The organism is Dyadobacter jiangsuensis, assembly GCF_003014695.1.
GTDB classification, from domain to species: Bacteria; Bacteroidota; Bacteroidia; order Cytophagales; family Spirosomataceae; genus Dyadobacter; species Dyadobacter jiangsuensis.
In genome coordinates, this window is record NZ_PYAS01000007.1 from 1 (window position 1) to 13768 (window position 13768).

Sequence of the window (13768 nt, forward strand, 5' to 3'; positions counted from 1 at the left end):
TGACCCCTTGTTAATTTAACCAGGCTTCTATCAGTCTCAAAAATCCAAAAAGCCTATTTACAGCCAAATTGACTCGGGCCTTTTTAGTCAGCCCCAGATGCTCTTAGGTATTCAAGCAATTTGCAACGGTTAGGTCCCCAATTATGTCTAAGAAATATTTACCCCAACAACAACATCATGTCCACGCCAATTTCTATGGTACGCCTTATATCATTCTTAGCAATATCCTTATCTGGCTGCAATGACGAGCAGCCCCAGCAAGGGGTGATTTGTACGGAAGAATTTCGGGCCACGACGCTTTACGTACCGGGAGCTCTGCTGACTGAATCCTTTACAATTCGGTTGTCAAATTCAGATACCATTCGCATCAAAGGAAATGCCGATTTCCTTGAGGGATACTACGTCGTCCTGGATGACAACTACCAGGCCAAGCTGGAAAATCAACAAGATAATTTTCGGTTTATTGGCAAACGAGGCAATGAAGTTGTCGTTCAGGAAAACTATGTTTTCAAAGCCGATCAATGCCATATAACCAAGGTTAGCGGTAAGAACTAGCTTTAATGCAACGGCGCACCTTTTCAAGATAAGGTTCTGTCCACATAAATACGTCGTTTTGCACGTGCGCTTGAGGCGCTGTTAATGAAGATCTCGCCTCTGAATTGAGCCCGGCCCTCAACGCGACAATCGATTAGGTTCAGTCATTGCGGACCAGACGAAAATTCCTGACGCCAATGTGAGTAGTCCCGCCAAATGCACAGCCCAAACTAATCCAAACCAGGATGCGACGACGCCTGCTATCAGGGCTCCCACCGCGTAGCCAATATCCCGCCAGAACCGGTACACACCCAATGCGGAAGCCCGCCATTCAGGCGCAGACGCATCCCCAACCGCTGCAAGTAGTGAAGGATAAACCATCGCAGTTCCTATTCCTAGCATTACGGAACCAGATAAGCCCGACACCAGTGGGGGGAAGTACTCAATACCGATAATTACATGCCCAAAAGCCTGAACGACCATCCCCCAGACAATGAGTGGCTTTCTTCCAATTCTGTCAGCCAGCGGCCCGGTGACGATTTGACCAACACCCCAAACAAACGGATACACTGCCTTTATCCAACCAACGCCCTCTAATCCCACGCCCGCTGATACAAATAGTACGGGAAATACCCCCCAAGACATACCGTCATTTAAATTGTTTATCATACCCGCCTGCGAAACTGAAAACAGGTTTTTATTATTGAACGACACCTGCTTGAAGACGGCCCACAATCCCGGCTTCTGCCGCGGCGATTGCTTATCTATTACTAGATTTTTTGAGGCTTCCAGCAGGGTGAATGTTCGCGTGTCTTTTACAAGCCGAATCGATAACGCCAGACCCAGCAACGTATAAACAATACCAATGTAAAACGGTTGCGGCCTAAGTCCGTAGTTAGATGCGAGATAGCCGGTAAGCAGCGCAGTAATTCCCACCGCCCCATAACCTGCTGCTTCATTGAGCCCCATGGCAAGACCTCTCTTTTCAGGCCCTACCAGGTCAATCTTCATATTCACAGTCATCGACCAAGCAAGTCCCTGACTAATGCCGAGTAGCACGTTGGCGACCACGATCCAGTTCCAGCTTGGGCCCCAGGCAAGTAGAAATGGTACTGGCAGCCCAACAAGCCACCCGGCCACCAAAACTTGCTTCCGGGTGTATTGGTCGGCCAGCACACCCGAAATCAAATTAGTAAACGCTTTTACAATGCCAAAAGCGATGATAAAGGAGAAGATTACAATGTCCGAATCGATGCCGAATTCTTCCGTCCCGACCAGCGGGAGAACGGTTCTTTCCAGCCCGACCATTCCTCCAACGAGCATGTTTACCAATACGAGCAGCGAAAATTGCCTCAAGTTTTCCTTCAAACCTAGTCGAGTTTCCATGTGGACGTTGTATTTGATCCCAGATCAAGCTATCGCACATCGGTTCGCACCAGCTTCTAAATCTGCCGGGTCTATTCCGTCATGCTGTCCGGCCTTGTTAATCGCGGAAATTTGCAAATAATTGGCTGGCGTTTGCGGAATGCGCTCTACGATTGACGCGACAAACTGCTGCTCTTGAATATTAAGAAGCTCGATCTGATGGACAAGTCCAGAGAGCTTATTGCCAATAATAACGTTATCGAAGTCTATGGCATGAGAGGTATGCGCCGGTAGGATCAACGGGTCATTCGGAAGGCCTTTTATCTTTGAAAGGGAAACAAACAACTGTTGTGCTTTCCGGCGCGTCTGCACTGCATCCGCTTTTAGGTCCGGCCTTCCTACGCCGTCAACAAACAGGGTATCACCAGTAAGCAGGTAGCTTTCGTCGATCAAATAGCTAATGCTTTCTGGCGTGTGCCCCGGTGTGTGGATCGCTTTAATGTACGCATCCCCCAATCTTAATTGCTGCCCATCGGCGAGTGGTACGAATGGATAGTCAACGTCCGCATTTTCAGTAAACAGGTGCGTAGCGCCCGTAACTTTCACTAGCTCAATCGACCTTGAAATGTAGTCAGCATGAATATGCGTATCGGATACGTAAATAATATTCCAATCACGGGTGCTTGCAAGCGAAAAATAAACCTCCGGATCAAGAGACGCATCGATAACCATTGCGCTTTTTCCTGAGCCGATTATATAAGAAAGACAACCCTTAGCGACCCGCCTCACCTGAATGATAGTAAGAGTATCATCAGAAGCTTCTGCAGTGTTCCAGGCATAGTTCCAGGCTTTCATGCCGCCTTCCAGTGATTGAGCATAATAACCTTTGTCTGCCAAAATATCTGCTGCGAGCTGACTTGATCGACCGGCTGCACAAACGGTCACGATTGTCGCCTCTTTGGGCAAATCCATATCGTCGAAAACGGTCGAGTCGCCTTGTTGCAAACGATCATATATGTCTTTGTAAATGCTCCCAGAAATCTGCCAGTCATCTCGTTGCTGCTGTGGACGCACATCGAGAACTATCACATTGGATTTCTTTTCGAACTTTTCCTTCAATTCATCAGCTGTAATTTTTGTTGCCTTCATATATTAATCAATAATTCAATGTATTACTTGAATAATGGTGTTTAAAAATAGCGCCAGGTACTGGCGCTTTCTTTAGACGATACAAACCTCACCGTTTATGCCTAGACACCAACAGGCAGGTTGCGAAGCTTCCAGTCGGGGAAACCTTCTTCCAATCGCCTGACCGGAATGCCCTTCTGGGATAGCATTTGAACGGCATCATCAGCAAATACACAAAAAGGGCCCCGACAATAGACGATCGTTTCCTTATCTTTTGGCCAGTTTGCCAACTGTTGCGGCAGCTCGTCGATCGGAATAGATATTGCTCCGGAAATGTGTCCTGCATTATATTCCTTATGTGGCCTAACGTCCAAAATCAATACATTGTCTAGATTAATTTTTTCCAGCAGCTCGTTGATCGAGACGCTCGCGAAACTGTCGCGCTCTTCTCTGAATTCGCGAAGTGTCCGGTCTATCTCAGCCATCCGGTTGATGCCCAGGTCGCGCAAACCATGCCAGCTACCTAGCACCTGATCATTTGCCAGGCGGTAATGGGCATAATGTCCTTGCTTATCGACGGCCACCAAATTGGCTCCTTTCAACACCTGCAGATGTTGCGAAGTGTTGGCAATGCTAATCGAAAGTTGGTCGGCGATCTCTTCCACTGTCCGGCTGCCTTGTGCGAGCAGGTCGATGATCTGCAAACGGTGCGGATTAGACATCGCTTTGGCAAGCATTGCCAACTCCGTGTAAATCCTAGATTTGAACTCTTGCTTTTTCATATTTCGAAAGAATAACCTTACAAAGGTAAAAGCTCCAATCAATTATTCAATAGAGTTATTGAATAATTGAAGATTTGATATACTTTTGCATCGCTGGCACTCGGCTCGCACAAACACAATCGTTTACTCAATACCAGAAATTTCAACTGGCATAGCAATGGAAAGAAGAGATTTTGTACGAAATATGGCAAGCCTAAGCCTGGCTTCTATAGCCATCAACTTTAAAGTTGTGGCGAGAACACTGATTACTACTGCGGAATACATCGTCGAGCAATTTGAGGATAAAGGCTTAGCCCATTTTTCATATGCGGTACTGTCTGGAAAAAGGGTGATATTGATTGATCCGCAGCGCAACCCGCAGCTTTATTATGACTTTGCAAAAAAGCATGGTGCGGCTATTGTTGGCGTTATCGAAACACACCCGCATGCTGATTTTGTCAGCTCACATTTGGAAATACACCAGAAATTGAATGTGCCTATCTATGCCAGCAGCCTGACAAAATCCAAATATCCGTTGACAGCTTTCGATGAAGGCCAACTTATCAAGTTATCGGATAAGGTTGGCTTGCGCTCGCTATACACGCCAGGACATGCCCCGGATCACATCGCCGTGGTGCTTTATGAAAAAGACAAAGACAAGATCGTATTCAGCGGCGATTCATTGTTCCTAGGCGATGTAGGCCGACCCGACCTGCTTGATTATTCACCGGAAAGTGATAAACAGCGCAGGCATCTAGCAGAAATGATGTACGATACCATCCATGAGAAATTCGCAAAACTAAGCGACGATGTGATCGTCTACCCATCGCATGGAGCAGGATCACTTTGCGGCAAATCGATCCGTAAAGCTCCCAGCTCGACAATTGGCTATGAAAAGAAGAACAACTATGCATTCGAAAAACGGACAAAGGCTGAGTTTGTGGAAGTGCTGCTGAGTGACCAGCCCTTTATTCCCAAATATTTCGCCCACGACGTGCAACTGAACAACCACGGCGCGTCGGCATTCCAGCCAAGCCTGGCCGTAATTAAGCAGCTGTCAAAAAATTACCAGCCGAAAGACGGCGCATTGATCGTAGACGCCCGCAGCGCACAGGCATTTCAGGCATCCTACATTGCCGGCTCAATCAACATACCCGCTTCAGGATCGATGGAAACCTGGCTGGGCACGCTGGTCGCACCGGAATCGAAGTTTTACCTAATCGCATCCGACGACGCTAGTTTGCAGACTGCATTGAAAAAAGCTGCTTCTATCGGATATGAGGCAAATGTATTGGGGATAGTGCTTTATGATGCTGCTGATGGTAGCCAGCTGGCAGCATTCGACAAAAGCTCCTTCCGGCCCGAAGAAAACAAATACACCATTTTAGATGTTCGTACTTCCAAAGAAACTAAAAACCAGCCTGTATTTGAAAATAGCATTAATATACCATTACAGGAAATGCAGAAACGGATCGGCGAAATACCAACTGACAAGCCGGTACTAATCCATTGCGGTTCAGGTTACCGGTCCGCCACAGCGGCAAGCCTGCTTAAAAAGCATGTCCCCGATGCAAAAGTTTACGATATGGGTCCGGCGGTAACGCAATTTATCAGCGCTAATTCAACCCACTAATTGCCCTTTTTTTACACGCGCGGATCCTAAGATCTAGGTAGACACACCACATTTATCAGCTAGCGAAACCGTATTAAACCGATGTCCAATTTCAATTTACCAGTAAATCCACCTATTGTTAAAAATAAAGCACATGTTCAACCATCGGTTTTTCTGGCTGAAAACCTGCTTCGTGAAGCGCGGAGACAAAAAGACATTCCCTTTGGAAATATTCCTTCGGTGTGCGTGCTAGATCCGGATGGGGATATCGTAACCTACCTGTTAAAAAATGAACTATGCAAGCGGAATCCATATTGGGCATGCTATCATTCCAAACTTTATGATGCCACCTTTCAAGGCGTTCAATTTGGGATTATTGGCTGCGCAGTTGGCGCATCCTACGCAGTTCTTCTTGCCGAGCAGATGTTTGTTTCCGGATGCGAGCTGCTGATCAGTGTTACTTCGGCAGGTATAATTCAAGCTCCCGAACGACTGGCAAAATTTATACTTATCGAACAATCAATCAGAGATGAAGGTACCAGCTATCATTACATTCCATCCGATCACCACTCGCAGTTGAAAGAAAAGCTTAAACAGCCATTAAAGGAGCATTTTTTGACGACAGGCTTGATGGTCGAGCCCGGGAGAAGCTGGACGACCGATGCGCCCTACCGGGAAACGCAAACGGCCATCGACTACGCAAAAACGCAAGGCGTTATCTGCGTGGAAATGGAAGCTGCTGCCCTGTATGCATTTGCGATGGCCAGGAACGCAAATGTTGTCTGCTATGCACATTTGACCAATACAATGGCGCAGGATGGGCAAGATTTTGAAAAAGGCGTTGAAAATGGGAGTCTTGACTCGTTGGATATAATTTTGGCAACAATTACGGCTGTTCAGGGCAAGGGCACAAATTGATTATTAATTACGGAGCTGCATTTGCAGTGGTGATTGGGCCGGTGATCGAAGTGCCGGTGTCGACACCGATGATTAATTTCGCCGAAAACAAACATAGCACATTTTTAAGATAAGATTTGTCCACATACATGTGGACCCTTGAGGGAAAGAAAAGTACAAATTAAGGTGTACTGCTGCACCTATAGTGAACCCAAACGTTCCCTGGAAGACTAGAATACCAGATTTTGACAAGACACGGATATTTCACTTTAACGACCGTATTTGCGTACACTACTTGGTCTCAACACTCAAATTTGTTTCTCATTTTCAACCATTTAACTTAGGTATCGATTCTAGATCAACAAAGATCTGATGCGACATTTGTTCCGTTGCCAGTAGGATACTCCACTTCTTGTGCCACACAGGCCAAGGGCTAATGACGAAGCTATTCTTCAGAATGTTCATCCCCGCGTTGACCCATTCGAAAATCGAAAGGGTGCTTGTTCCCCGTTTTCACAGACCTATATTAAGGCTTGGAGAAAAGAGCGAGGAAATGGGGAAACGAGGTGAACTTAACAATGACCAAGTCGTCAGTGCCGTCAAATACCTGAAAGATAACGGCGAAGATATAACTATCGAGCAAGCAGAAAAGATGCTCGAGTCGATGCAACACCTGGTTACATTGGCTATTAATCAGTATTTTCGTAAAGCTTCTGATTCGAAGCGCAATTCATCAACAAAATAATCAATACTATGCCCAGAGCTATTCTATATGTCAGAGTCAGTACCGATGAACAAGCAGAAAAGGGCTATTCACAAAGAGATCAGGAGGAGCGACTCCGAAATTGGTGCCGAATTAACCAAATTGAGGTCGTCGACGTCATCTTTGAAGATCATTCCGCCAAAACATTTCTAAGGCCACAATGGCAAATATTGTTGGGTCGGCTTAAGTCCAATAAACGATCAAACATCGATCATATACTGTTTACAAAATGGGACCGATTTAGCAGAAATGCCGGGGATGCATATCAAATGATTGGCCTTCTTCGAAAGCTTGGTATAGATCCGCAGGCTATTGAACAGCCGTTGGATTTAGGGGTCCCCGAAAACAAGATGATGCTTGCATTTTATTTAGCTGCTCCGGAAGTCGAAAATGACCGCCGGGCGCTCAACGTTTTTCATGGCATGCGGCGCGCTAAGAAGGAAGGAAGATGGGTAGCGACAGCGCCGATGGGTTACCGGAACGTGACGGCGGCTGATGGCCGCAAAACTATAGTTCCCGATGAAGAAAAAGCGCACATTCTAAAATGGATGTTCGAAGAATTAGCAACAGGCAGATTCAATTCTGAACAAGTTTGGAAAATGGCAGTCAAACGAGGCCTCCGGTGCAGCAAGAATAATTTTTGGCTGGCGATAAGAAATCCTGTGTATTGCGGTAAAATATTAATACCTCAGTTTGAGGATGAGAAGGCCTACTGCGTCCGAGGTCTTCATGAACCCATTGTGTCGCCGGCGACGTTCGATAGGGTGCAGGATATACTTTGCGGAAGGAAAAAAAATCCTTTTAACAAACCAAAGATTGTCTCAACAGACGAATTACCGCTCAGAGGATTTCTTATCTGCCCCGAGTGTAACCGAAAGCTTTCTGGGAGCGCTTCTAAGGGGAAAAAATACTATTATCACTACTATCATTGCAAAGCACCATGTGGCGTGCGCTTTAAAGCTGAGCAGGTAAATGAAAGATTTAGAGCACAGCTCAAAAAGTTAATCCCCCGCCCGGGAAGAATGAAAATCTATTCAGATCTGGTATTGGCGCGATTTAAGGAAGAAGCTCAGAGAAGAAACAAAGAAAGGCGTGATTTACTTCAAGAGCTAGATAAAATTAATGAGCGAATGCAAAATGCCCGTCTTAAAATGGTTGACGGCATCCTGAGTGCAGAAGATTTTCAATTGGTGAAAGAAACATGCACCAGGCAAGTCTCAGATTTAGAAAAAAGCCTCAACAATTTCTCGGCTGATCAAGAAGAAGTTACAAAGTTGTTGAAGAAAACCCTCACGGGACTCGAACACCTATCAACAATCTATGAATCAGGAACTTTAGAAGAAAAAAGACAGCTAGTGGGTTCGATCTTCCCTGAAAATTTAGTGTTTGACGGAACTGAAGTTCGAACCCCGAGGCTAAATGAAGGCATCGATCTTATCTACCAGATTTCTAACAAGTTACAAGGCAAAAAAAATGGGACAAATCCATTCAATTCGGACTTGTCCCTTAGGGTGCTCCCGAAGGGATTCGAACCCCTATCGATGGTACCGGAAACCATTATTCTATCCATTGAACTACGGGAGCATGGTTGGCCGTTGGGCCGGTAACGGGGTGCAAATATAGCTCCTATTTTGAATTTCGAGCAATTCGTACCCGATTTGTTTTCAAATTTATCCCGCAGAAATCATAACTTTTTCAGCAAGTCCCAGTCGCCCACACTTTTCAGGTAAAGATAATCGAGTAATATCCCGTTTACATTCGTGATGAGCTTGTGGCCTTCTTCGAATGGCACGACGAAAGTCTTAATGTACTCATGGTCCGAAAGCAGGCCCTGCACGTTGTCATGATACGACTGGATGGCCTCGGACGTGAGTTCCAGTTCGCAGTAGAACATGTACATCGCTTCGTCACTGGTACCTGTCGAGGGGTAGAATGGCTCGCTGTTGACGCTGATCAGCTGGGATTTCTCAACGACGATGCCGGTTTCTTCAAATACTTCCCGCGCGGCTACCGACGCTGCGTCGCTTTCGCTATCGAGCATGCCTGCGGGGTGCTCGTAGGTCATCGAACCATCGCAAATGCGGCGCTGCTGCACAAGGAGCAGATACTTTTCTCTGGTCACTACATCAATAAAGCACACCAGCACACTTACTACTTCGCCTTTCAGGAAGCAGATCGGCGGTATTTTGTTGCCTTCCGGCGTTGTTGCGTCGGTGTACAGGAGCGAGAATAGCACTTCCCCATGACCGTTGCGACGGGTATAAAGTTCGTCGATCCGATGGATATCCAGCCCATTGCTAACCAGCCGGTTTTTCCAGAGATTGTATTTATGCGAATCGGTCAGATTCTCAGCCATATTTCGGTGTGTGGGTTACTTAGTTATACAACGGGAACGACAGTGCCACATAAGGCACGCCGTAGGTGGTCGAATAGCGCGTCTGGCCGTTGATCAGCTTGTCGGGCGACGCGTACGTGACGCGACCATGCACATAAGCCACTTTCAGGCCGATCTGGTCGGTAATCCAGAAGCGGATGTACGCTTCGGATTGCCCATTTTGCTTATCCATAAAAAGCGGCAGGGCATTCAGCGTAGCGGGACCGCTTTTAATGTAGGTGTTATAATGCGCACCGCCTTCTCCATAAAGTCCCCCTCCCTCGTACAAAGCACTGCGCTTCAAGCCGAATGCAACACCGAAAAGGTCCGTATTGGCGCCAATATCAAACTTCCACAGCCTGAAATTGGCCCCCACCAGGAAGCTGGCGCCATTGGCGGTGATTTTCCCGAATTTGAGGGTATCGGCGTTGAGTGCACTCGACTTAGGAAGCATGTCTGTACGGCCGGCGTAATAGCCCCAGGCCCGCACGCCCCAGCCTATCCTGAACCAGGGAAAGTTACTGAGACTCAACTCCTGATGATAGGTAGCGGAAGGCACCCAAACCTTGTCCTGATAGCCCAGGCCAACATCGATGCCGGAAGTAACGCGGGATATGTCCTGAGAAAAAGCTTCTGATAAACCTAAAAAAACAAAAAGTACTATGAATCGAATGCTTTTCATTTGATCGTGATGTTTTGAACGGCAAAGGTAAAAAAATAAGGCAGAGACCCCAGCCTCTGCCTCAAGATCATCTACGAATTAAGTAAACGGTAGACACCTTTCTGCGACTTTACCGTTGCTCCTCTATCAAACTATTTCCGCTTTGGGGGCTCTTTCCTGAGCACCACCGCACCCAGCGGAGGCAGATCCAGGATCAGCGATTGGGCTTTTCCATGCCATTGGTGAGCCTCCGCAGTAACGGGCTCGTAATTGATAATTCCGCTGCCGCCAAACTGCGCCGCATCCGAGTTGAATATCTCCTGCCAGGTTCCTTCCGAGGCCACGCCTACGCGGTAAGCTTTGCGGGGTACCGGCGTGAGGTTCAGCGCGATGATCAGGTTACGTGCCGGGTCGGTTGATTTGCGGGCGTAAACAAGTACCGAGTTTTCGCGGTCCTGGGTATCAATCCATTCGAAACCATCATGCGAGAAAGAATAGTCGAACAATGCAGGCTCTTCTTTATACAGCTTGTTGAGCGCGATCACGCATTCGCGGATGCCTTTGTGCGGCGCGTGTTCCAACAAATGCCAGTCGAGGCTTTGCTGGAAGTTCCATTCGGAAGTCTGCCCGAATTCGCCCCCCATAAACATCAGCTTCGTACCCGGGTGCGTGTACATATAGGTGAACATCAGGCGCAAGTTCGCGAACCGTTGCCATTCGTCGCCGGGCATTTTGTTAATGAGCGATTTCTTGCCGTAAACCACCTCGTCGTGCGAGAATGGCAGCATGAAGTTCTCGGAAAATGCGTACACCAGGCTAAATGTAAGCTGATCCTGGTGCCATTTGCGGAACGCCGGATCTTTCTCGAAATACTTCAGAGTATCGTTCATCCAACCCATCATCCATTTCATGCCAAAACCCAACCCGCCTACGAACACAGGGCGCGATACGCCGGGAAATGCGGTCGATTCCTCAGCAATGGTCTGAATATCGGGGAACTCGGTGTACACGGCCACATTCATTTCCCGCAGCAATGAAATCGCTTCCAGGTTCTCACGGCCGCCAAACTCGTTCGGGATCCATTCGCCGTGCTTGCGGGAGTAGTCGAGATAGAGCATCGATGCCACCGCATCCACACGCAAGCCGTCGGAGTGATAGCGGTCGAGCCAGAAAACGGCATTACTGATCAGGAATGACCGTACTTCATTTCTTCCGTAGTTGAAAATATAGCTCTTCCAGTCGGGATGGTAGCCTTTCCGCGGATCTTCGTGCTCGTACAAGGCCGTGCCGTCGAAGCGGAAAAGCCCGTGGGCGTCGCCCGGGAAGTGCGAAGGTACCCAGTCCATATACACGCCGATTCCCGCCTGGTGCAGCTGATCCACGAGGTACATCAGTTCCTGCGGCGTACCCATGCGCGACGAGCAGGAAAAATAGCCGGTGATCTGATACCCCCACGACGGTGCGTACGGGTGTTCCATAATCGGCATTAATTCCACGTGCGTGAAGCCCATTTCCTTCACGTAAGGGACCAGGCTTTCCGCGATTTCCTTATAGGTCAAATGCCTTTCGGGATTGGACGGATCGCGCTGCCAGGAGCCCAAATGCACTTCGTATACCGAAATCGGCGCATTCAGCTTGTTTTTTTCCTTACGGATTTTCATCCATTCGGCATCATTCCACTCGTACCAGGTATCCCATACAATGGAAGCCGTGCGCGGCGCTACCTCGCACCAGAGCGCAAACGGGTCCGACTTTTCGAGATGCTGTCCGTTTTGCGAGATAATGTAGTATTTGTAAACTTCCCCTACCCCAACGTTCGGAATCCAGCCTTCCCAGATACCGGAGCTATCCCAGCGCGGAGCCAGCGAATGGCTGCCGTGGTTCCAGCCGTTGAAATTCCCGATCACCGACAGATAGGTCGCATTGGGCGCCCACACCGCGAAATACGTCCCTACTACCCCATTAACCTCCATCACATGCGAACCCAGCTTCTCGTAAAGCTTGAAGTGCTTTCCCTGACGGAACAGGTGTATATCGAAGTCTGAAAAACGGCTAATGGTTTCCACCGCATTCACCGACTGGGCCGCCACAGGGGTGCCGGCGTCCTCGGCAGGGTCGACGGTTGCGTTTGTTTTTTTCTTTCCGGTTGACTTAGCCATTTGCTACTCTTCAATTAAAATGTGTAATCTGTTCGAGGACGTAAGATTTACAATTTTATTAAACTATTTATTAAAATGTATATATTTTTTGTCCCCTCCGTACCGCCGGGAGCGCCACTTGAAGGCAAATCAGATATTGCCTGCGGCCTTTTCTACCTGATCCAGAACGCGCATGATGTTGCCGCCCCATATTTTTTCAATATCCTTCGCCGAATAGCCTCTTTTGACCAGTTCTTCGGTAATCGCGCCGATCTGGCTCACGTCCTGCAAGCCGATCACCTCGCCGCCTCCGTCCATGTCCATACCAATGCCCACGTGGTCCACGCTCGTGAGTTTGATCACGTGTTCGATATGGTTTACCGCATCCTGTACGGTCGGCATATCCGACTTATATTTTTCATTGATCGCCTTCATTTCGTCCCGCAATGCCTTTTTATCCGCGTCCGAAAGGTCGGTCTGGCGGATTTTGAGCCTTAGTGCTTTCAGCGACATCTCGTGCGGTTCCGAGGGCTTCTTCACAAAACCGGGCACAAAATTGATCTGGATCACCCCGCCGTTTTTGGCAAGCGTTTTAATCATATCGTCGGTCATATTCCGCGGCACATCGCACAATGCGCGGCACGACGAATGCGAGGCGATCACCGGCGCCTTCGTGAGTTTGATCACATCAAAAAAAGTAGAATCGGAAACGTGCGAAATATCGACCATTATGCCGAGGCGGTTCATTTCCTTTACCACTTCCTCGCCAAATGCGCTCAGTCCGTTGAATTCCGGGCCGTCGCCGTCCGTGGAAGAATCACAAATGTCGTTGTTCAGCGAATGCGAGAGCGTAATGTAGCGCAGACCGAGATCGTAGTAGAGTTTCAGGTTCGTCAGGTCCTTCCCTACCGGCCAGCCATTTTCCATACCGATGAACACGGCGCGTTTGCCTTCCTTCTGCAAACGGTAAGCATCTTTGGATGTCGTGGCAAGACCGGCGGTTTGCGGGTTGGCTTTTACAGCCTCATGGATTTTGTCAAAAATCGCCAGCGCCTTTTTCTTGGCTTCGGCGTTGGCTTCCTCGGTGCGCTTACCTTGCCCGAGGTACACGGCGAAAAACATCCCGTCCATTCCTCCCCGGATCATCCGCGGGAAATCGATTTGTGAGCGGTCCTTCTCAAAATCATGCTCCACAGCCACATCGAAGCCGGGTTTCATCATATTAATAGGCACATCGGCGTGGGTGTCGATGGTCAATGCGGCCGCGTGGATCTTTTTGGCCTTGTCCGACATCACGGGTGGTGCGAGTTGCGCATGTGCGAGCGCGGGAACGAGTAACGGGAGTAAAAACCTTTTCATTTTCAGTATTAATTGGTGATTGGTAAAGGAATATTAGCAGTTTTTAAATTGATCTTTTTTTCCCGCATTGTCAACTACCTACCCGCTTTCCCTGCTATTCTCCAAAATATCCCCGGCCAGATGCTATAAATACCTTTGAATAGAATGTCACCGTCTGCATTGCAAAGATTCGGTCG

The 13768-nt window shown here is 48.1% G+C and carries 11 protein-coding genes, 1 tRNA gene and 1 pseudogene; 5 read left to right on the forward strand and 8 right to left on the reverse strand.

Annotated elements, in window-relative coordinates:
* Positions 1-177: 177 nt before the first annotated feature.
* Positions 178-555, forward strand: a complete 378-nt coding sequence (locus CLV60_RS34135; RefSeq protein ID WP_146151554.1) for a hypothetical protein — start codon at positions 178-180, stop codon at positions 553-555.
* Between the two features lie 117 nt (positions 556-672).
* On the opposite strand, the gene CLV60_RS15230 is transcribed toward CLV60_RS34135, so the two are convergent.
* The 3 genes from CLV60_RS15230 to CLV60_RS15240 form a co-directional block, all read right to left on the reverse strand.
* The gene (locus CLV60_RS15230; RefSeq protein ID WP_106596243.1) at positions 673-1920 is read right to left on the reverse strand and encodes an MFS transporter; all 1248 of its coding nucleotides are present in this window, start codon (positions 1918-1920) and stop codon (positions 673-675) included.
* 24 nt (positions 1921-1944) lie between these two features.
* A complete protein-coding gene (locus tag CLV60_RS15235) occupies positions 1945-3048 on the reverse strand; it encodes an MBL fold metallo-hydrolase (RefSeq protein ID WP_106596244.1) in 1104 nt (367 codons plus the stop codon).
* Between the two features lie 101 nt (positions 3049-3149).
* Positions 3150-3809 (reverse strand): ArsR/SmtB family transcription factor, encoded by a 660-nt coding sequence (locus CLV60_RS15240; protein WP_106596245.1) that lies wholly within the window; start codon positions 3807-3809, stop codon positions 3150-3152.
* A gap of 229 nt (positions 3810-4038) precedes the next feature.
* Between CLV60_RS15240 and CLV60_RS15245 the strand changes: the two genes are divergently transcribed.
* From CLV60_RS15245 to CLV60_RS34700, 4 genes and pseudogenes are all read left to right on the forward strand, one after another.
* Positions 4039-5421: an MBL fold metallo-hydrolase gene (locus CLV60_RS15245; protein ID WP_229210982.1), complete on the forward strand. Its 1383-nt coding sequence runs from the start codon at positions 4039-4041 to the stop codon at positions 5419-5421.
* Positions 5422-5502: 81 nt separating this feature from the next.
* Positions 5503-6318 carry a nucleoside phosphorylase gene (locus CLV60_RS15250; protein WP_106596247.1) on the forward strand — a complete coding sequence of 272 codons (816 nt, stop codon included), beginning with the start codon at positions 5503-5505 and terminating at the stop codon, positions 6316-6318.
* A gap of 415 nt (positions 6319-6733) precedes the next feature.
* On the forward strand, positions 6734-7042 hold the full coding sequence (locus CLV60_RS34695; RefSeq protein ID WP_229210983.1) for a hypothetical protein: 309 nt from the start codon (positions 6734-6736) through the stop codon (positions 7040-7042).
* Between the two features lie 8 nt (positions 7043-7050).
* Positions 7051-7986: pseudogene (locus tag CLV60_RS34700) on the forward strand (recombinase family protein); the annotation flags it as partial.
* A 586-nt stretch (positions 7987-8572) separates the two neighbouring features.
* On the opposite strand, the gene CLV60_RS15265 reads toward CLV60_RS34700, so the two are convergent.
* The 5 genes from CLV60_RS15265 to CLV60_RS15285 all read right to left on the reverse strand — a co-directional run bounded on the left by CLV60_RS15265 (position 8573) and on the right by CLV60_RS15285 (position 13592).
* A tRNA-Arg gene (locus CLV60_RS15265) sits at positions 8573-8644 on the reverse strand.
* A 100-nt stretch (positions 8645-8744) separates the two neighbouring features.
* Entirely contained in the window at positions 8745-9416 is a 672-nt protein-coding gene (locus CLV60_RS15270) for an NUDIX hydrolase (RefSeq protein WP_106596248.1), read from the reverse strand.
* A 19-nt stretch (positions 9417-9435) separates the two neighbouring features.
* Positions 9436-10116, reverse strand: coding sequence for a hypothetical protein (locus CLV60_RS15275; RefSeq protein ID WP_106596249.1), 681 nt, complete (start codon positions 10114-10116; stop codon positions 9436-9438).
* Between the two features lie 131 nt (positions 10117-10247).
* Positions 10248-12254 carry a 1,4-alpha-glucan branching protein GlgB gene (glgB, locus tag CLV60_RS15280; RefSeq protein ID WP_106596250.1) on the reverse strand — a complete coding sequence of 669 codons (2007 nt, stop codon included), beginning with the start codon at positions 12252-12254 and terminating at the stop codon, positions 10248-10250.
* Between the two features lie 129 nt (positions 12255-12383).
* Positions 12384-13592 carry a dipeptidase gene (locus CLV60_RS15285; RefSeq protein WP_106596251.1) on the reverse strand — a complete coding sequence of 403 codons (1209 nt, stop codon included), beginning with the start codon at positions 13590-13592 and terminating at the stop codon, positions 12384-12386.
* Positions 13593-13768: the final 176 nt, after the last annotated feature.